The organism is Nannocystis bainbridge (assembly GCF_028368995.1).
In the GTDB taxonomy this organism is placed as follows: domain Bacteria; phylum Myxococcota_A; class Polyangia; order Nannocystales; family Nannocystaceae; genus Nannocystis; species Nannocystis bainbridge.
Map to the genome: position 1 here is coordinate 4,138,722 of NZ_JAQNDL010000001.1, position 18,659 is coordinate 4,157,380.

An 18,659-nucleotide genomic window follows, 5' to 3' on the forward strand; every position below is an offset into this window, starting at 1 on the left:
CATGCCCTTTCGGCCAGCCTACCCGCCGAGCTTCGTCTTGACCTTGGCGATGCGCTGGGCCGCCTTGGCGTCGCCGAGCTCCTGGGCCTTCTCGTACTGCAGCAGCGCGTCGCGGTAGCGGAGCGCGTTGTAGTAGGCGTCGCCGAGCTTGAGCCGGTACGACCCGTTGTTCGGGGCCACCGCGACCGCCTTCTCGGCGAAGCGCTGGGCCTTGTCGGCCGAGCCGCGGTCGAAGTAGATGTCCGACAGACCGATCAACGCCTCGGCGTTGCGGCGGTCGTAGCTGATCGCCTGGTTGAACAGCGACTCGGCCTCGTCGCGGCGGCCGGACGCCAGCGCCGCCTTGCCCTGGCCGGCGATCTCGGTCGCCTTGGCCGGGTCGCGCTTGACCGGCGCGTCGGCCAGCTCGTCGTCGCCCGGGTCCTCCTGCTCGCTCTTCTTCTTGCCGCCGCCCCTGCTCGACTTCGACGGCTTGCCGGTCGGCTCCGGCGTCGGCTCGACCGCATCGGGCTCGACGATCTCCGGCGGCGGGTCGTCCTGCTTCGTCGGCTCCGGCTCGGGCTCCTTCGTCGGCGGCGCCGCCTCGGGCTCGACCGCCACGCCGGCCCCACGCGCGACCTCGAGGAGCGCGGTCTGGGCCGACAGCGGCGCCTCCGTGCGCGCCTTGGCGACCGCCTTCTTGATGTTGGCCGCGCGCTTGTCCTCGTCGGGCTGGATCAGCGCCACCGCGAGCTCGCCGGTCGCCTTCTCGCCCGGGCTCAGCGTGCCGGCCTCGGCGCGCTTGACGTAGTCGTCGATCTCCGCCTGCGAGCGGGCCGCGCGGGTCAGCGCTCGCTCGCTCTTGGGGTCGAAGGCCAGCGCCCACGCGTAGTAGTCGCGCGACAGCGGCCGCGTGCCCTCGGTGTCCCAGAATTTGTCGCCGATCGTCAGCAGCTGGTTCGAGAACTCCTTGCGCAGCTCCTCGCCGCGCTCGTCCGCCATGCGCTCGCCGCTGCCCTCGACCGACTCGAGCTCCTTGACCTTGAGCAGCGCCGTCGGCCCGCCTTCCTCCGGCAGGTTGACGTAGTGGCCGATGCTCGCGGCCTGCCGCGCGACGCGGCTGAGCGACTCGATCTGCTCCTGCTCCTCCGGCGTCACCTCCGGCGCGCCCATCAGCATCAGCGCCACCGCGGTGATCACCGCCGCGCCCACGGCCGCGGCCACCGGCAGCAGCCACTTCCGCTGCGCTCCCTCCTCCGCCTGCGAGCCGGGCATGCGCGCCAGCAGGGCCGCGCGCCGCTCGGGCTCGATCTCCGGCAGCGGCAGGTCGTCCCACTCGGTCGTGATGCGGGCCGCGATCTGCGCCTCGCAGAGCGCCGCCTCGAGCTCGGCCATGTCGGCGTAGCGGTCGCTCGGCGACTTGGCCAGGCAGCGCATCACCACGTCCTCGAGCGCCTTCGGGATGTTGCGGTCCGGCTTGACCTGGCTCGGCAGCGGCGGCGTGACCTTGATGTGCGACAGCAACACCTCGGCGAGGTTGTCGTCGACGAACGGCGGGTGGCCGACGAGCAGCTCGTACATCACGCAGCCGATCGCGTACATGTCGAGGCGGCCGTCGAAGTCGGTGTTGTTGATCTGCTCCGGCGGCATGTAGGCCGGCGTGCCGGCGATCGGTCCGGCGCCGCGGTCGGCCGTCAGCATCGCCGACACCCCGAAGTCGACGATCTTCGCCATGTCGCGGCGGCCGTCGTGGGTGATGAGGATGATGTTCTCGGGCTTGATGTCGCGGTGGACGATGCCGGCCTTGTGGGCCAGGCCGAGGCCCTTGCACACCTGGCGCAGCACGGCGATGAGGCGGCCGAACTCGAGCTCGGGGTCGACCAGGCTGGCGAGGTCGATGCCGTTCAGCAGCTCCATGCAGAAGAACAGGCGCCCGTCGGGCAGCTCGCCGAAGTCGAAGATCTCGACGATGTTCTTCGAGCCGGCGCGGGTCGCCGCGCGCGCCTCGTCGCGGAACACCTGGGCCGTGTCGCTGCGGAGGCTGAGCTCGGCGCGGAGGATCTTCAGCGCGACCCGTCGCTCGATGTCGATGTGCTCGGCTTCATAAACCACGCCCATGCCGCCCTCGCCGAGCCAGCGCAGCAGCTTGTAGCGGGTGCCCGGGATCGGCTTGCCCGCCGTGAGTTTCACCGGCGTGCGCAGCTCGAGGTGGGTATCGGCGTTCGCGATCGCGGGCGCCGTGAACTCGCCGGTATCGCGCTTTTGGCCCGTCACCGCGCGGATGTCGGGCATCGTGTGGTCGGATACCGGGCGCTCCGCCGCAGCAGGCGTGGCCGCTGCGCCGAACAGCTGCCCTGGTCTGGCGACGATCGTGCGCTTGTCGTCCGCGACCCGCTTGTCGTCCGGACGGGTGAGGTCCCGGACGTCGCGCATGGTGTCCTCGTCGTCCGCCTTGGCGGGGACTTTCACCGGCGGTGCGGGTCTCGCCGCGACCGGCGGCGGCGGCGAGGAGGCCGGAGCCGCGCGAGTGGCCGCCTGGACCGACGCCGGCAAGCCGATGCCGAAGACCGTGCGCCCCTTGTCGTCGCTCTGACCGCGTCCCTTGTCTGCGCCCTCGTCCGCCATAAGGAGAAGAACCTCGTCCGCGATTATAAATGGAAAGCGCGCGCCGAGATCGTCGGCGCGCACCGACCTCGGGCGCGCGACGAGCGGCGGGGCAGTACCGCGCAAAAGGTGGTAGCCTCGGCGCCTCCATGAGCGCCAAGACCCGCGGCACACCCGCTGTACCGATGTTTCGCCGGCTGATGGTCGCCAACCGGGGCGAAGTGGCGGTCCGGATCGCCAGGGCTTGCGACCTCCTCGGTATCACGCCGGTGTTTGCCACCTCGACGGCGGACCGCGACGCCGGTTACTTGCGCGGGCGCGAAACCGTGTGCATCGGCGCCGCTCGCTCGCCGCAGAGTTACTTGAATATGCAGGCGATCGTCCAGGCCGCGCGCCAGAGCGAGTGCACGGCGCTGCACCCGGGCTGGGGATTTCTCTCGGAGAACCCCGTGTTCGCGGCCCTGTGCGAGGCCCACGGCGTCACTTTCATCGGCCCGCCCGCGCGCGCCATGCACCTCATGGGCAAGAAGACCCCGGCCAAGTCCGCCATGCGGGCCGCCGGTCTGGCGCTGATCCCCGGCAGCGACGGCATCCTCGACAGCGCCGAGCAAGCGCGCGAGGTCGCCGACCGCGTCGGCTACCCCGTCCTCCTCAAGGCCGAGAGCGGCGGCGGCGGCCGCGGCATGCGGATCGCCCGCGGCCCCGACGAGGTCGCCTCGGCGTACGCGGACGCGCAGGCCGAAGCGATCGCCGCCTTCGGCGACGGCCGCCTCTACCTCGAGCGCCTGATCGAGGGCGGCCGCCACGTCGAGATCCAGATCATGGCCGACCGCTACGGCCACGTCGTCCACCTCGGCGAGCGCGACTGCACCGTCCAGCGCAACCATCAGAAGCTGCTCGAAGAGTCACCCTCGCCATCGCTGTCGCCCGACGAGCGCGAGAAGACCCTCGCCGCCGCCGTGCGGGCCGCCGCCAGCATCGGCTATGTCGGCGCCGGCACCATGGAGTTCCTGCTCGACCACGGCACCCTCCGCTTCATGGAGATGAACACCCGCCTGCAGGTCGAGCACAGCGTCAGCGAGGTCCGCAGCGGCCGCGACCTCGTGGTCGAGCAGATCCGGGTCGCCGCCGGCCACCCCCTGTCCTTCCGGCAAGAAGACGTCGTCCTCACCGGCCACGCGATCGAGTGCCGGATCAACGCCGAGGACCCGAGCGCCAACTTCAAGCCCGCGCCCGGCAAGATCGTCCGCTGGCACAGCCCGACCGGCGACGGCGTGCGCGTCGACACCCACGTCGACAGCGGCTACGAGGTCCCGCCGCACTACGACAGCTTGCTGTGCAAGGTCATCACCGCCGGCGCCACCCGTGACGAGGCCATCGCCCGCATGCTCGCCGCGCTCGGCGAGCTCGTGTGCGAGGGCGTGCCGACCACCGTCCCGCTGCACCTGCAGATCCTCCGCTCGTCCGCCTTCCGCACCAATCACTACGACACCCGCGCGATCCCCGGCCTCTGACGATCGCCGCGCCAGGAACCTGTCCGATGGCACATGTCCCTTTGGTCCCGATCGGCGCCCCGCGCGAGCAGGCCGCCGACTCCCGCACCTTCGACGAGCACCGCCAGGCGCTGGGCGACCTCGAGGCCACGCTCGCCTCGCGCCGCGCCGCCGTGCACGCCGGCTGGGGTGACACCTACGTCGCCCGCGTCCACGCCAAGGGCAAGCTGACCGCGCGCGAGCGCGTCGCCTTGCTCATCGACCCCGGCACGCGCCCGTTCGAGGTCGGCACCTTCGTCAACGACGGCCTGGTGTTCGGCGACAAGCTGACCTCGCCGGCGGCCGGGGTGATCACCGCCTTTTGCCGCGTCGAGGGTCGGTGGTGCATGGTCATCGCCAACGACAACACGGTCGCCTCGGGCTCGTGGTGGCCGCGCACGCCGGAGAAGATCGAGCGCGCGCAGACGATGGCGCTACGCCTGCGGCTGCCGACGATCTACCTCGTCGACTGCTCCGGGTTGTTCTTGCCCGAGCAGTCGAAGAGCTTCCCCGGCGGCACCGGTGCGGGCCACATCTTCAAGATGAACAGCCTGCTGTCGGCGAGCGGCGTGCCGCAGCTGGCCGGCGTGTTCGGCGACTGCATCGCCGGCGGCGGCTACATGCCGATCATCAGCGACCGCGTCTACATGACCGAGCAGGCGTACATGGTGATCGCCGGCGCCGCGCTGATCAAGGGCGCCAAGAGTCAGAAGCTGACCAGCCTCGACATCGGCGGCCCCGAGGTCCACGTCCACCTCAGCGGCTGCGCCGACCGGCGCGTGCCCAACGACGAGGTCTTGATCGACTGCCTGCGCCGCGAGGTCCGCAAGCTGCCGAGCTCGGGCGCTGATTTCTACCGCGGCGACGCCGGCGCGATCGACCCGCTGTTCCCCGCGCACGAGCTGTGCGGCCTCATGCCCGTCGACCACCGCGAGGGCTACGACGCCTATCAAGTGCTCGCGCGCCTGTGCGACCAGAGCCTGTTCTGGGAGCTCATGCCCGACGCCGGCGAGGAGATGATCTGCGGCGTGGGCCGTGTCGGCGGCCTCTACGCCGGCTTCATCATCAATCGTCAGGGCCTCGTCGGCGACCCCGAGCGCCCCGGCGCGCGACGCCCCGGCGGCACCCTCTATCGCGCCGGCATCGCCAAGATCTCCGCCTTCTCGCGCGCCTGCGACAGCGACGGCCTGCCGATCATCTGGTTGCAGGACATCTCCGGCTTCGACATCGGCGTCGAGGCCGAGCGCCAGGGCCTGCTCTCGTACGGCTCCAACCTCATCTACACCAACAGCACCAACACCACGCCGATGTTCACGGTGCTGCTGCGCAAGGCCTCCGGCGCCGGTTACTACGCCATGGCCGGCCTGCCCTACGACCCGGTGGTGCAGCTCTCGACCTGCCTCACCCGGCTCTCGGTGATGGAGGGCCGCACGCTGGCGATCGCCACCTACAACACCAAGCTCGACGATGACTTCGAGATCCTCGCCAAGGATCCCGATGAACGGCGAGCCATCGAGACCGGCATGCGCTCGGTGGAGCAGCGCATCGAGGCCGACATGGATCCGTACGTCGCGGCCCGGCAGATGGACACCGACGAGATCGTCGGCGTCAGCGAGCTCCGCAGTTACCTTTGCGCGCTCGTCGAGATGAGCTACCAGTACGCAGGTTATCGGCGGGTCAAGAACCCGCGGATCTGGACCATGCACGACCTCGCGGTGCTCACCGGAGGGATCCGCTGACCATGCCCGTGAAGAACTTCGTCCTCGACGCCCGCCTCACTCCGCCGGTGCTCCGCGCCCGGCTCGCTGCCGGGCCTGACGGTCGCCAGCGCTTGCTCGCGCCCGGCGTCGGCATGTTCCGCGGCGCGCCGGACCCGGGCATGCTCGTCGGTCCCGATCAACCGATCGGCATCCTCGAGATCCTCGGCGTCGTGCATCACGTGCTCGCCCCCGCCGGCGCCAGCGGCCTCGTCGTCGCCGCCGAAGAGGCGCCTCGCGGGCTCGCTCCTGCGCGCAGGCCGGTCGGCTTCGACGACCTCCTCCTCACCCTCGACCCGAGCGCCACGCGGAGCGAGAGCGCCGCCAATCAGGCCGGTCCGGCCGCCGGTGCCGCTGTCAGCGGTGCCGCCGTCCTGCGCGCGCCGACCAGCGGTCGTTTCTATGTCCGCTCGGGCCCCGGCAAGCCCGCCTTTGTCAGCGTCGGCGCCGTCCTCGAGCCCGGCCAGACCGTCGGTCTCATCGAGGTCATGAAGACCTTCAGCCGCGTCCTCTACGGCGGCGACCAGTTACCCGCCCGCGCGCGCGTCGTCCGGGTGTGCCAGGCCGACGAGTCGGACGTCGCCCAGGGCGACCCGCTCCTCGAGGTCGAGCCCGCCGACGCTGCGGGCGACCCAAATACGAAACCCCACCTGGCATAGCGATATCAGGTGGGGATCGACTTCGATAGCGTTGAGGGGGGACGGCCTCAGTTGGCGACGGGCCCGCTGACTGCGGACCAGCGAACCCGCGTGATCATGAAGTGCACGTCTCACCGATTTGGATGAGGGGCCCATGCGATTTTTTTCTGACCCGCCGCTGAAGGGGTAATTCGTGGAAGAACGAGCGGAAGACAGGCGCGAGAAGGTCCGCTGGCTGATCCTCCTGAGCGGAGTCGCGCTCGCCTTTTACCTCTGCTGGTTGATGCTGCAGCCCTTCGTCCGGGTGCTGCTTTGGGGCCTCGTCCTCACCTCGGCGTTCGGCCCGGTGCACAAGAAGATCCGCGCGCGGATCAAGAACGAGGACGTCGCCGCCATCGTGTCGTGCTTCGCCGTCATGTTGACGATCGGCGTGCCCACCGCGCTCATCGGCTTCGCCCTCGTCCGCGAGCTCGCCCCGGCCTTTGAGACCTTGAAGGCCATGATCTCGAGCTTGCTCGATCCGGACTCGCCCGTGATCGGCAAGCTCGCCCAGTGGCTGTCGGAGCGCGGCGTCGACATCGCGGCCGTGAAGCAGCAGGCGATCGGGCAGGCGCAGGCCGCCATGGGCGAGGTGACCACCAACTCGATCGGCTACGTGGGCGGCATCCTCGGCGGGATCGCCGGCGTCATCATCGAGGCCTTCTTCGTCTTCTTCACCATGTTCTATCTGTTCCGCGACGGGGCCAAGCTATGGGCGGCCCTCGCCAACGCGCTGCCGCTGCGCGGGCGGACCATGAATCAGATGATCGTGCGCGTCCGCGAGGTCATCAGCGCCAGCGTCTACGGCGTGTTCGTGATCGCCTTGCTGCAGGGCACGCTCGGCGGCCTCGCGTTCTGGGTCATCGGCCTGCCCTCCGCCGTCGTGTGGGGGCTGGTGATGGTCTTCATGTCGCTGATCCCGCTGGCGGGCGCGTTCGTGGTGTGGGTCCCGGCGGCGATCTACCTCGCGGCGATCGGCTCATGGGGCGCCGCGATCGGCCTGACGCTGTGGGGCACGGTGGTGATCGGCCTCGTCGACAACTTCTTGCGGCCGAAGTTGGTCGGCGAGAAGGCCAAGCTGCACGAGCTCTTCATCTTCTTCGCCGTGCTCGGCGGGCTGCAGTTGTTCGGGATCGTCGGCCTGTTCCTCGGGCCAGTGATCCTCGCCATCGCGCTGGCGCTGTTCGACGCCTTCCTGCACCCGGAGGCGTCGCTCAAGACCGGGACCGGTCGGCCGACGATCCCGCCGCCGGACCTGCCGCCGCCGCCGGTGGTCCTTCCGCCGGTGCTCCCGCCGCCGGGCGTGTGACACTGACCGACCGCGGCGAAGGCTTAAAAAATATCGACCGGCCACGGCGCATCTGGACCAGAACCCTGGACACCGAGGCCCAGGTGCGCCGTGACCGGTCGAGGACACAGACCGATGACTCGATCAATGAGCGTCGGCTCGGGTCCTGACGGATCACGGATTTTTACCGGGCCTCGCGGATGGAATCGCGCGCCCGCGACGTAACGTGCACGTCGCGAGGCTGTCACCTTCGGTCAGCCCATCAGGGCCAGGCGGATCACCGCGCTGATCACGCCGCCGGCGACGAACAGGCAGCAGAGGTCACTTCGGAGCCGGCGCAGCCGCGCCAGGGCGAGCGGGCCCTGGGGGGAGATTTCTTCGAACAGCATCGGGAAATCTCGGTCGCGCGTAACATCCATGACTCCAAGTTGTAACAGAACGAAGGGTCGTCGCAAGATCTGTTAGCGCGCGCAACGCGCGCGGAACTGCTCCGACCCTTGTAGAAGCAACGAGCGGCGGCGCCAGCGAGTCGCGGACGCCCGCTCAATCGAGGTCGTCGTCGTCGTCGTCGTCGAGGTCACCGAGCCGGGACAGCACGTCGTCGTCGGGCGGCGGCCCCGAGCCGGGCGCCAGCGACGGCTCGGTCGGGCTCTCCTCCTCCACGTCGACCTCGTCGTCGATCGCGTCGAGGTCGGCGCTGAGGCGTCGGCTGATCTCCAGCTCCGAGGGCTCGGTCTCTTCGGACATGTCCTTTAAATCATCCTCGGTGTCGCTGGCAGGTTCCTCCTCCGAGTCGGAGCTGCCCGACGACGCCTCGGCCGTCGCCGCCGTCCCGCCGCTCGACCCCGTGCCGCTCGGAGCCGCGGCCGCCGGCGCCGCGACCTGCGTCGTCCGCTTGCTCGCGGTCTTCTTCGCCGCGGTCTTCTTCGCCGCGGTCTTCTTCGCCGCGGTCTTCTTCACCGCGGTCTTCTTCGCCGCCGGCTTCTTCGCAGCCGGCTTCTTCGCGGCGGCCTTCTTCGCCGTCGTCTTCTTCGCCACGGCCTTCTTCGCTGCCTTCTTTGGCGCGGCCTTCTTGGCGATCTTCTTGCTCGCGGTCTTCTTCGTTGCCTTCTTCCGATATGACGTAGCCATCGCTCCTCCTCCCCAGAGCTCCCTCGACCTCGAGGCAGCTTTCTGTGACCGCAGCAGTTTGCCACGGAGCGCGGGGCTCTTGTCGATCTGGCTCAGAGCATGCGGCGTCGCTCGACGCGCGCGCCGTCGCTCCCGCGGGGCGTCGCTCGTCGATCGGACGTCACCCTCGCTCGCCGCGGCTCCTCTTCGCGGGCATGACCGCGGGTGCAGCCGTACGCCGTAACCCGGCGGCTCGTTCGCGGCGCCGCGACGGCCTGACGCCGTTCAGCGGCGGGGCGGCGGGCTCACACGGTCCAGGGGTAGACCCCGGAGCGCGTGGAGCCCTCTTCCATGGGCTCTTCTTCGCCTTCCATGCTGGTGGCGGCGGCTTCGACCTCGCCAGGCGGCTCGAGGTCGGCCTCGGCGAGGCGCACGGGCAGGCGCACGGTGAACGTCGTGCCGCGTCCGAGCGCGCTCTCGACCTCGACGTCGCCGCGCATCAGCTGGCAGAAGTTGCGGCTGATGGCGAGGCCGAGGCCGGTGCCGCCGTAGCGGCGGGTCGTCGCCGCGCTGCCCTGCGCGAACTCCTGGAAGATGCGCTTGATCTGGCTCGGCGACATGCCGATGCCGGAGTCGGACACCGTGAACACGAGCTGCTCGCCGTGGTCGGTGGCCCGGCGGTGGGCGGCCAGCGCGACCTCGCCGCTGCTGGTGAACTTGGCGGCGTTGCTGAGCAGGTTGAGCAGGACCTGGCGGACCTTGACGCGGTCGAGGCGGACCGGGCCGAGGGCCTCCTCGCAGCGGGACACGAAGGTGTTGCGGTTCTTCTCGATGAGCGGACGCGCGGTCATCGACACCTCGTCGATGACCTCCGCGAGGTCGAAGTCCTCGAGGAAGAGCTCCATCTTGCCGGCCTCGATCTTCGACAGATCGAGCATGTTGTTGATCAGCGACAGGAGGTGCTTGGAGGCCGCCTGGATCTTCTGCATGTCGGGGATGAAGCTCCCCGCCTGGACGACATCGTTGAACTCGTCCTCGAGCAGCTCGCTGTAGCCGATGATGGCCGTCAGCGGGGTGCGCAGCTCGTGGCTCATATGGGCGATGAAGGCGCTCTTGGCCCGCGAGGCGTCGAGCGCCTCCTCGTTGGAGCGGGCCAGCCGCTGGGCCCGACGCTCGAGTGTGTTGCGCTCGAGCTCGAGCCGCTCGGTGTGGGCCGTCTCGAGCGCGAGCGCCAGGTGGTCGGCGATCGCCAGCAAGATGTCGACGTCGTCCTGCGTGAACGGCCCGCGGGTGAGCGGCCGGACCAGGTAGATGACGCCGAAGAAGCGATGGCCGAGCAGCAGCGGCGCGGCCAGCATGTGCCGCGCCGGCAGCGGGCTGCCGTCGAGCTGCTCCGCGCCGGCGGGGTCGCCGGAGGTCGCAAACGGCTCGCGGCTGAGGCGGACCCGCTCGAGCACGGCCCCGCTCGCCAGCGCCAGGTCGGCCTCCTTGCCCTCGGCGTCGCGCGCCGACTTGAGGTGCAGCCGCTCGGTGCTCTCCGAGTAGAAGTACAGATAGGCCGCGTCGGCTCCGACGATCCGTACGATCTCGGGCAACGCGAGCGGCGTGGGCGACTTCCGCATCATGACTCGAAGGGCTAGGAAGACGACGCGGGGCTCCGAGCGCGTCCTGTGGCTAGAAAGGCAGCCTAGACCATCGGCGCGGGCGTATCAACTGTTCGACGGGCGCAGCCGGTCGGGCCCGCCGGATCGCCCTCGTTCGCGCAGATCCGCCCGCGTTCGAGCGCTGCACGGCCTCGTCCTCGATCAACCGCGTTCACCACCAACGCGACGTCACGCCGTCACATGGCCCATGCGCCATGCGAAAAAACGGCGGCGACCGACGCTACGTGTAGCGGAGCGCGCAGCGGGTCTCTTCACCGTCGACCCTGAAGACGAGCCGACAGTCGGGCCGCTCGCGCTCGCAGATCGTGCCGCCGATCGCCGCGGGTCGACCCTCGGGGTCCATGACGGTCTGCACCTCAATGCTGACGCCGAAGGTCTGCTCGAGCGATCGCACCCACGTCATGTAGTCGTGCGAACAGTTGGGATCGCGCGTCAACAAGGCGCTGCTGCGCTGCGCGATCAGGTTGACCAGATGCGTGTAACGGCGAGGGTTGTTAGCGATCACGACACCGAACTCCAGGTGTTCCGCCAGGGGGGGACGAAAATCTTACTATGGGCCGGAAGGCGCGATCCATCCATCGCGCCAGGTCGAGGCCGAGAATCGGTGTATCCCAGATCGCAAAATTCGGCGCGGCGCGCCGACCGTCAGGGGCTACCCGTCGGCGCCATCAGCTCTGATCCAGCGGACGGGTGTCCGAGTGGGAGGCGGCGGCAGTACACACCACGATCCCAGATCGTGTTGTGCGAGGCGACGCAGACGACGCCGCTGCGCCAGTCGACGGCGAGGCCGCCCGCCTGAACCCGCTCCAATCCCAGCGCAGTCCACGTCGCGCCGCCGTCGTCGCTGGCCCAGATACCCTCTCCCCAGGACCCGGCGATCACCCGCGACCCATCAGCGGGATCGGGGACCATCACCCGCATGTCCGACACCGGCGGCGTCCTCGGCTCGAACAGCCGACCGGGCGGCGCGACCCGGAGATCGGTCGACCAGATGTTGCCGTGACGCGCGTAGCGCCAGCCGCCAGCGACGGCCCCGTAGAAATATACGATCGCTTCGGGCGCCGGCTCCGAGAGCCACTCCCCCGCTTCGCCTTCGCGCGACCACCACGCCGTGCCGAGCGCCACGGCGGTCCCTCCGCCGAGCGCGACGGTGTGGACCCGGCCTTCGAACTGTTCTTCGGACCATGTCCCTTTGGCCATGTCGAGACGGTGCAGCGCGCCGTCGACGACCGCGAAGAGCTCGCTCGCGCCGACGGCCAGGCTCCTCAGCTCGCCGGGCGGCCGGCCGAGCGAGCGCCACCGCCCCGTGGCCGGATCGCGCTGATCGAGCCGCGCCGTGCCGCGCGGGGCGGTCCATAGCGTGCCGTCGGGCGCGGCACAAAACTCCCAGGCGTCCCCGCCAGGGGGGCCGCCGAGGTCACGCCAACCGTCGTCGCCGTGAGCCCACACGTTGCCGCCGCCAGCTTGCACGACGAAGCCGTCGACCGACGAGAAGACGATCCGCGGACTATTCCACTCCTCGCTGCCCGCCAGCAAGGTCCACGACGGATCGATCGGACGCGCCCAGGCGACGACGCCCCAGACGCCGGCGACGAGGTGCGAGAGGATGGCGAGTCGCACGATCACCCATCGCAGCCTCGCTGGCGTCCACGCGAAAAGATCATCCAGCGCGCCGACGTCGAACCACACGCCGAGGGCCGCGAACAACACGGCCATCACGGGGATCCCCGACAACGCCCACCACGGCGCGATCAACAAGACCGCGCCGATGAACGCGAGCATGACGTACGAACCCAGGCGATACCCGCCGACGGCCGCCCGCACGAGGATGCGTCCCACGTCCACGACCCGAGGATGCCACAGCGAGCCCATCGGCCGGGAGGGGCGAAATCCGGCCTCGCGCACGGGTTCGCATCCGAGGCGAAGCCCGAGCCCCGACTTCCGACCTCCGTACATCGCGTCTGCTCGAGGTCGGGTCGCGTGAATGAATAATCGGCGCGAGCGAGGCTCGCTCGTTCATTGACACAAGGTCTTTGGTTCTGAAGCGCGTCCGGTCCGTGCGAGGTCGGGTGCCGTTAACTTGAGACCATGTTCGAGCACTATCTGCACCAACACGCCCCCGATCGTCGTCGTCGTCTGCGCCTGGTGGTGGCGGCTCACCTCGCGGCGCTCGCCACCGTCGGGGCGCTCGGCTTCACCTGGCTCATGGGCAAGCTGCAGATCGCTCAGGTCGCGCCGCCGAACGCCAACTTCGTGCTCGTGCAGATGACGCTCGACACCCCGCTGCCGCCGCCTCCGCTGCCGCCCGCGCCCGCCCGCGCCGAGCCCGAGGACAAGGTCGTGCCGGAGGAGCCGAAGCCCGACGACCAGCCGCCCGAGGACTTCACCGAGCTGCTCCCGCCGCCCCGGCCGCGACCTGGTCCGGTGGGCAACGGCGCGCCCACGGCCACCGGCACCGCGCCCATCGGTGTGCCCGGCGTGAGCAACGGGATCCCCGGCGTCACCGGCCTCCCGCCCGGCTTCGCCACTCCCACCCTCGCCGCCCCGCGCCAACCGAAGGGCGAGCAGCGAGCCCCGGTGCCGCTCGACGCCGTGCGCGCCCAGGCCGTCTACAACCCGAACCCGGCCCAGGAGCGGCTCGCGGCCACTCGCGCCGGCATGTTCGACAAGCGCCCCGGCGAGAACGAGACCGCGTTCTGCGTCGACGCCACCGGACGCACCACGGAGATCCGCACGATCAAGGCGTTCCCCGGCGACCCGGGCGTCGACGAGGTGATCCGCTCGACGATCAAGACCTGGCGGTTCCGCCCGTTCATGGTCGAGGGCAAGGCGATCAAGACCTGTACCTCGCAGCAATTCCGCATCACATTCAAATAATGTGTCCCGAAGGGCATGCTCTCCAGAGCATGTCCTTCAGAACATGTTCGATGGAGCATGCCACTCAGGGCAGGCCAATCGGCGCGCCGCTGATGCCGACCGGGAGGCGGTAGAGGTCGCCCGGGTTACCCGACAGGTACAGGCTCTCGGGGTCCCAGCCGGCGCCCCAGCCGAACTGCGCGTTGGCGACGTTGCTGTCGAACTCGGCCAGTTGCTCGGGCGCGCCGACGAGCGCGGCGTCGGCGTCGAGGATCCCGCGGAACAGGCGGCTGTTGCCCTGGTCGACGGCGTAGACGTTGCCGCACTTGTCGAGCACCAGGCCGTCGAGCGCGGCCCCCGGGACGGTGAGGACCTCGGACGGCTCACCGGCCGCGTCGCCGGCGTCGTCGACGGCGAGCTTCAGCACCCGGCCGGCGCCGTAGTTGGTGAAGAACAGCAGGCCGCGCGCCGCGTCGAGCACCACGCCGTTGGCGGTCGAGGCCATCGGCCCCTCGTAGACGGTGGTCTTGGTGAAGCGACCGTCGAAGCGGACCACCCGGCCGCCGCCGAACTCGGTGAGCCACACGCGGCCGGTCGGATCGACGTAGAGGCCGTTGGGGCTGGCGAGGCCGCCGGCGGCGTCGTCGACCGTGCCGTCGCTGGCGATCGTCTGCAGATCACCCGACTGCGGCAGCGCCACCAGCAGCGCGCCGCCGGGGGCGAAGCGCGTGCCGTAGATCTGCGGGAAGCCGCTCGCAAGCTCCGTCTCGAGCAGCTCCGCGGTGACGATCACCACCGCGTCGTCGCGCTTGAGCGCGAGCCCGCCGGCGCCGTCGAACCCGAGGTCCTCGCTGCCGTCGAAGCCCTCGGCGACCAGCTCGGGCGCGAACGGCCCGGGCGCGATCGTCACGCAGTCGAGCTCCTCGCCGGTCGTCTCTTCGCTGGTCGTCGACGAGGTCCCGGGCTCGGTCGTCGAAGTCGTCGCCTCGGTGGTCGTGAGCGAGGTCGTCGGCGGATCGCCGGTGGTGTCCTCCGAGGTCCCGGTGGTCGTGTCGGTGGTCGACGTCGTGTCGGTGGTCGAAGTCGCGTCCGTGGTGGTCGGATCGGTCGTCGAGGTGGTGTCCGCGGTGGTCTGGCTGCCGTTGTCGCCGCAGGCGGGGACGAACGACGCGAGGGTCAGCGAGATCGCAAGGGTAGGTGCGCGCGAGGCCATGGCCCGCACGCTATCGCGTCGTGACCAGGCTCGCCAGACTGCGGCCGTCGACCTGCGGCGGCGTGATACCGAGGAGCTCGGCCAGCGTCGGCGCGACGTCGACGGTGCCGACCGGCTCGGCGAGCGTCTTCGCCACCACCGGGCCGCCGAAGAACAGCACCGGCACGTGCGTGTCGTAGCGGTACGGCGAGCCGTGGCTGGTGCCCGTCGGGTAGCTCGCGGCCAGCGTCCACTCCTTGAAGCGCAGGGTCACGTCGGGGCTGCGCGCGGGGAAGAAGCTGCGGCGATAGCGTTCGAGGAACTCGGACGCGCCGGTGTCGGGGGCGGTGCCGGACAGCAGGTCGGCGGTGAACACCTCGGCGACAAAATCGAGTCCGGCCAGCTGCTTGCCCACCGCCGCGCGCAGCTCGGGGGCCGCGATCCCCTTGGCCTCGGCAGCGGCGACGTCGAGCCACACCCCGGTCTCGCCGATGTCGAGCAGGACCTCGGGCGGCAGGCCGAGCGCCTTGGTGGCGAGGCCGACCTGGCGCGTGACCTGGGCCTTATAGTCGGCCATGACGACGCGGCGGGCGTCCTTCTGCTGGCCCGACTGGACCAGCAGCTCGGGGATGGGGATCGCGCCGTGATCGGCGGTGAGGGCGAGCACGTAATTGCCGGCGCCGACGTGTTTGTCGAGCGCGCGCAGGAACACGTCGAGGTAGCCGTCGAGGCGCATGTAGTAGTCCTGGGCCTCGTGGCTCATCGGCCCGTAGCGGTGACCGACGTAGTCGGCGCTCGAGCAGCTGACGAGCAAGATGTCGGGGTCGGCGTCGACGCCGAGCTGCTCCTCTTCGAGCAGGCGCTGGGCGAACGCCAGCGTCAGCTCGTCGCCGAACGGGGTCCACTGCAGCTCCTTGAGGAAGGCCTCGCGCGCCTGTGGGCCGCCGTCGTCGAACACGTGCGGCAATTCGGTGTGCACGCGGTCGGCCTCGAACTCGACCTTGTCGGCGCCCGAGCGGGCGTACACGTCGGGCTCGCGCAGCCGCTGCCAGCCCTCGGCGAACCGGCGGAACACATTGGTCTCGCCGTTGAACTCGGCCACCCACGCCGGCAGCGCCTCGCCGTACCAGCTCGACGACACGTAGCCGGCCGCCGCCGGGTCGAACCAGTAGGCGCGGTCGGGGTGCTGCCCGCCCATCATCACGCTCGCGCGGTCCTTGAAGGCGACCGAGAACACCCTGGCCTTCGGGACCTGTCCCTTGAGCCAGTCGCCGATCGCCGGGCGCATCAGCTGCTCCGGCGAGCGGCCGTCGGGCGAGCCCGCGCGCGGGCCCGAGGCGGTGATGCGCGCGTCCTTGTCGTCGGCGGCGTAGGCCTTCTTGCGGACGGAGCGGTCGTACCACTCGTTCTCGATGATGCCGTGGCGGCTCGGGTGGGTCGCGGTCGCCGCGCTGGCGTGGCCGGGCGCGGTGAAGGTCAGCGCGTGCTGCAGGTGCCCCTCTTCGAACAGCGCGCCCTGCTGGCGCAAGCGGGCCAGGCCGCCGGTATAGAGGTCGGCGTAGCGCGACAGGTAGTCGGCGCGCATCTGGTCGACGACCAGCAGGACCACCAGACGCGGCCGTGACTCGCCCCGGGGGGCCTCGGGCGCGTGAACTTTCGCGTCGCTGCCCGATTCGCGCGTACACGCCGCGAGCAGGGCGAGGGCGACGGTCCACGAGAGTTTCGCTGCGGACATGCGGCGGCAGATCTACGCCCGTTCGCGGTCAGGGTCCAGGTGTGAGCCAGGCACCGATTGACAGCCCCAGGTCGCCCTTTCACACTCCGCGCCATGCACGTCCGTCACGCGATCCTCGCCTCGCTCCTCGGATGCACCGTCGTCGCCTGTCAGGGCGGCGCCGCTGCCCCCGCCGCCCAGCCCGCCGCCGAGGCGGCGAAGGTCGCCGACCCGGCCAAGACCGCCGAGCCGCCGAAGGCCGAAGACAAGGTCGCCGTCGCCGACAAGCACGAGGCCGAAGAGGGCTGCGTCTACGCCGGCCAGCACAAGGAAGGCCACGACGACGAGGCCGACTGCCCGCACGGCGGCGCCGAGGGCACCCCTAACTCCGGCGAGCCGGGCCACTTCGGCGCCGCGTTCGCGCTCAAGGACGCCAAGCCGCTCGGCCCGATCCTCGCCGCCGGCAAGGACGCCCTGCCCAAGGACGCCGTCCAGATCAGCGGCACCGTCGACAGCGTGTGCCAGAAGAAGGGCTGCTGGATGGTCGTGAAGGACGGCGACCAGGAGGCCCGCATCCTCATGAAGGACCACGGCTTCACCGTGCCGATGGACACCAAGGGCAAGCCCGTGTTCGTCGAGGGCACCCTCGAGGCCCGCACCTTCACCGAGGCCCAGGTCAAGCACCTCGAGAAGGACGCCGGCAAGGACCCGGCCGCCGCCTCGGGCGAGCGCACCGAGTACGTGCTCACCGCCTCGGGCGTGAAGATCCAGAACAGCTGAGCCGCGCGCGTCCTGCTCGTCAGGACATGTCGCAACGCTCATGCCCGAAGGGCCATGTCCGCGAGGACATGGCCCTTCGCGCGTCCGCTAGCCGGACGGCGAGCCGGCGTTGCTGAGCGCGAAGCCGGTCATGTCGCTGTAGGTGTAGGGCGCGGTCAGGCCGGTGAAGGTATCGACCATCTTGGTCGCCGGGTGCACGCGGTAGGCGTAGGGCTCCGACAGCGTCACGCCCCACACGTAGCCGTAGAAGTCGATGCTGATGCCGTGGACGTAGCTGGGGACGTTCAGGACGTCCTTCTGCGTCATCGTCTCGGTGTCGACGGCGATGATGAGGTTGGGGTTGCCCGACATGTAGAGGGTGCCGTTGCCGTCCTCCATGCAGCCGCCGCCGCCGGAGACCACGACGGTCTGCCAGGTCTCGGTCATCGGGTCGAAGCGGGCCGCGCCGCTGCCGCTGCAGGTCCACACGTAGCCCTTCGAGTCGACGGTCATGCCGTAGCCCGACATCGCCATCGGCCACAGCTTGTACTGCAGCGTCTGACGGTCGATGAACACCAGCTGGCCGACGCCGAGCTGCGAGCCCCAGAAGTTGCCGTTACCGTCGACCGCCGCGCCGTAGATGCCGTAGTAGTCGGGGTTGACGCCGACCACGTTGACGGTGGCCTCGACCGCGCCGGTGTCGCCGTTGACGAGCAGGACGTCGAGCTGGTTGTCGGCGTTGACGAAGTCGTCGTTGTTGCCGGAGGTCCAGACCTTCTGGTTCTCCCACTGGCAGGTCGCCTTGTTGAAGTTGCCCTGCGTCCACGCGACCGGCCGCTGGCTGATGTAGCTCATCGGCGTGTACCAGGCGACGCACTCGTCGGCCCCCCACGGCAGGTAGTTGGCGTCGACCGCGGTCTGGATGCCCGGCGTCCCGTTGGTGTCGCCGCACCGCTCGGACTGCGCGTACACCTTCGTCAGGCCGCCGTTGCGGTTGGCGATCACGACGTCGCCCGAGAGGTTGACCGAGGTGCGCGACGGGCTGCCTGCCGAGTCGGGGCGCACGATGTAGCGACCCTCCTCGATCAGAGTCTCGGTGTTGATCTTGCTCATCGTGCCCTGGCCGCTGTTGGCGATCCAGATGTACGAAAAGTCAGGTTCACCGCCCATGCCGCCGCCGCTGCAGGCCATGCCGCCGTCGGGGGTGATGCCGAGGTCGAACTTGGGGCCGCCGCTGGCGGTGACCGAGGTGCCCGTGACGCCCTCAGTCGGATCGGTCGGGGTCTGGGTGGTCGCGTTGCTCTCGCTGCCGGTCCCCATCGTCGGCGCTTCGCTGGTCGGCCCCGCCGTCTCGGACACGGTGCCAGCTTCGGTCACGGTCGCCGTGCTCGGGGTCGTGGTCGGAGGCGTCAACGTGGCCGACGCACCGCCGTCGTCGCGTCCGCCGTTGTCCCCGCAGGCGAACACCACCGACGCGGCGATAAGGGTTTTGAGCTCGTTTCTCATGGATAATCCCCGCTGCCGTAC

Annotated in this window: 15 protein-coding genes; 6 read left to right on the forward strand and 9 right to left on the reverse strand. The window is 70.0% G+C overall.

Annotation, left to right across the window (positions count from 1 at the left end):
• Window positions 1-18: 18 nt before the first annotated feature.
• On the reverse strand, window positions 19-2,448 hold the full coding sequence (locus tag POL25_RS16160; protein WP_272086920.1) for a serine/threonine-protein kinase: 2,430 nt from the start codon (window positions 2,446-2,448) through the stop codon (window positions 19-21).
• 284 nt (window positions 2,449-2,732) lie between these two features.
• On the opposite strand from POL25_RS16160, the gene POL25_RS16165 reads away from it, so the two are divergent.
• From POL25_RS16165 to POL25_RS16180, 4 genes are all read left to right on the forward strand, one after another.
• Window positions 2,733-4,097 carry an acetyl-CoA carboxylase biotin carboxylase subunit gene (locus tag POL25_RS16165; RefSeq protein WP_272086921.1) on the forward strand — a complete coding sequence of 455 codons (1,365 nt, stop codon included), beginning with the start codon at window positions 2,733-2,735 and terminating at the stop codon, window positions 4,095-4,097.
• A gap of 26 nt (window positions 4,098-4,123) precedes the next feature.
• The gene (locus tag POL25_RS16170; RefSeq protein WP_272086922.1) at window positions 4,124-5,854 is read left to right on the forward strand and encodes an acyl-CoA carboxylase subunit beta; all 1,731 of its coding nucleotides are present in this window, start codon (window positions 4,124-4,126) and stop codon (window positions 5,852-5,854) included.
• A gap of 2 nt (window positions 5,855-5,856) precedes the next feature.
• Window positions 5,857-6,531 (forward strand): acetyl-CoA carboxylase biotin carboxyl carrier protein, encoded by a 675-nt coding sequence (locus tag POL25_RS16175; protein WP_272086923.1) that lies wholly within the window; start codon window positions 5,857-5,859, stop codon window positions 6,529-6,531.
• A 172-nt stretch (window positions 6,532-6,703) separates the two neighbouring features.
• Window positions 6,704-7,858: an AI-2E family transporter gene (locus tag POL25_RS16180; RefSeq protein ID WP_272086924.1), complete on the forward strand. Its 1,155-nt coding sequence runs from the start codon at window positions 6,704-6,706 to the stop codon at window positions 7,856-7,858.
• Window positions 7,859-8,091: 233 nt separating this feature from the next.
• Here POL25_RS16180 and POL25_RS16185 read toward each other — a convergent pair whose 3' ends face one another.
• The 5 genes from POL25_RS16185 to POL25_RS16205 form a co-directional block, all read right to left on the reverse strand.
• Window positions 8,092-8,256: a hypothetical protein gene (locus POL25_RS16185; RefSeq protein WP_272086925.1), complete on the reverse strand. Its 165-nt coding sequence runs from the start codon at window positions 8,254-8,256 to the stop codon at window positions 8,092-8,094.
• Window positions 8,257-8,380: 124 nt separating this feature from the next.
• Window positions 8,381-8,968 (reverse strand): hypothetical protein, encoded by a 588-nt coding sequence (locus POL25_RS16190; protein WP_272086926.1) that lies wholly within the window; start codon window positions 8,966-8,968, stop codon window positions 8,381-8,383.
• Between the two features lie 284 nt (window positions 8,969-9,252).
• Window positions 9,253-10,572: a sensor histidine kinase gene (locus POL25_RS16195; protein WP_272086927.1), complete on the reverse strand. Its 1,320-nt coding sequence runs from the start codon at window positions 10,570-10,572 to the stop codon at window positions 9,253-9,255.
• Window positions 10,573-10,831: 259 nt separating this feature from the next.
• A complete protein-coding gene (locus POL25_RS16200; protein ID WP_272086928.1) occupies window positions 10,832-11,116 on the reverse strand; it encodes a hypothetical protein in 285 nt (94 codons plus the stop codon).
• Window positions 11,117-11,256: 140 nt separating this feature from the next.
• Window positions 11,257-12,456 carry a hypothetical protein gene (locus tag POL25_RS16205; protein WP_272086930.1) on the reverse strand — a complete coding sequence of 400 codons (1,200 nt, stop codon included), beginning with the start codon at window positions 12,454-12,456 and terminating at the stop codon, window positions 11,257-11,259.
• Between the two features lie 243 nt (window positions 12,457-12,699).
• Between POL25_RS16205 and POL25_RS16210 the strand changes: the two genes are divergently transcribed.
• Window positions 12,700-13,488 (forward strand): energy transducer TonB, encoded by a 789-nt coding sequence (locus tag POL25_RS16210; protein WP_272086931.1) that lies wholly within the window; start codon window positions 12,700-12,702, stop codon window positions 13,486-13,488.
• A gap of 64 nt (window positions 13,489-13,552) precedes the next feature.
• Here POL25_RS16210 and POL25_RS16215 read toward each other — a convergent pair whose 3' ends face one another.
• Together POL25_RS16215 and POL25_RS16220 are read right to left on the reverse strand one after the other, a co-directional pair.
• On the reverse strand, window positions 13,553-14,680 hold the full coding sequence (locus tag POL25_RS16215; protein ID WP_272086932.1) for an SMP-30/gluconolactonase/LRE family protein: 1,128 nt from the start codon (window positions 14,678-14,680) through the stop codon (window positions 13,553-13,555).
• A 10-nt stretch (window positions 14,681-14,690) separates the two neighbouring features.
• Complete coding sequence (locus tag POL25_RS16220; protein WP_272086933.1) at window positions 14,691-16,394, reverse strand: alkaline phosphatase family protein; 1,704 nt, start codon at window positions 16,392-16,394, stop codon at window positions 14,691-14,693.
• A gap of 93 nt (window positions 16,395-16,487) precedes the next feature.
• On the opposite strand from POL25_RS16220, the gene POL25_RS16225 reads away from it, so the two are divergent.
• Window positions 16,488-17,153 (forward strand): DUF4920 domain-containing protein, encoded by a 666-nt coding sequence (locus tag POL25_RS16225; RefSeq protein WP_272086934.1) that lies wholly within the window; start codon window positions 16,488-16,490, stop codon window positions 17,151-17,153.
• Window positions 17,154-17,240: 87 nt separating this feature from the next.
• Here POL25_RS16225 and POL25_RS16230 read toward each other — a convergent pair whose 3' ends face one another.
• Window positions 17,241-18,638, reverse strand: a complete 1,398-nt coding sequence (locus POL25_RS16230; protein ID WP_272086935.1) for an NHL repeat-containing protein — start codon at window positions 18,636-18,638, stop codon at window positions 17,241-17,243.
• Between the last annotated feature and the right edge of the window lie 21 nt (window positions 18,639-18,659).

What these genes read in the sequence shown, in the direction of transcription:
- POL25_RS16165 (WP_272086921.1), top strand. Translation starts at nt 2,733, where the DNA reads ATGAGCGCCAAGACCCGCGGCACACCCGCTGTACCGATGTTTCGCCGG.
- POL25_RS16170 (WP_272086922.1), top strand. Translation starts at nt 4,124, where the DNA reads ATGGCACATGTCCCTTTGGTCCCGATCGGCGCCCCGCGCGAGCAGGCC.
- POL25_RS16175 (WP_272086923.1), top strand. Translation starts at nt 5,857, where the DNA reads ATGCCCGTGAAGAACTTCGTCCTCGACGCCCGCCTCACTCCGCCGGTG.
- POL25_RS16185 (WP_272086925.1), bottom strand. Translation starts at nt 8,256, where the DNA reads ATGGATGTTACGCGCGACCGAGATTTCCCGATGCTGTTCGAAGAAATC.
- POL25_RS16190 (WP_272086926.1), bottom strand. Translation starts at nt 8,968, where the DNA reads ATGGCTACGTCATATCGGAAGAAGGCAACGAAGAAGACCGCGAGCAAG.
- POL25_RS16195 (WP_272086927.1), bottom strand. Translation starts at nt 10,572, where the DNA reads ATGATGCGGAAGTCGCCCACGCCGCTCGCGTTGCCCGAGATCGTACGG.
- POL25_RS16210 (WP_272086931.1), top strand. Translation starts at nt 12,700, where the DNA reads ATGTTCGAGCACTATCTGCACCAACACGCCCCCGATCGTCGTCGTCGT.
- POL25_RS16215 (WP_272086932.1), bottom strand. Translation starts at nt 14,680, where the DNA reads ATGGCCTCGCGCGCACCTACCCTTGCGATCTCGCTGACCCTCGCGTCG.
- POL25_RS16220 (WP_272086933.1), bottom strand. Translation starts at nt 16,394, where the DNA reads ATGTCCGCAGCGAAACTCTCGTGGACCGTCGCCCTCGCCCTGCTCGCG.
- POL25_RS16225 (WP_272086934.1), top strand. Translation starts at nt 16,488, where the DNA reads ATGCACGTCCGTCACGCGATCCTCGCCTCGCTCCTCGGATGCACCGTC.
- POL25_RS16230 (WP_272086935.1), bottom strand. Translation starts at nt 18,638, where the DNA reads ATGAGAAACGAGCTCAAAACCCTTATCGCCGCGTCGGTGGTGTTCGCC.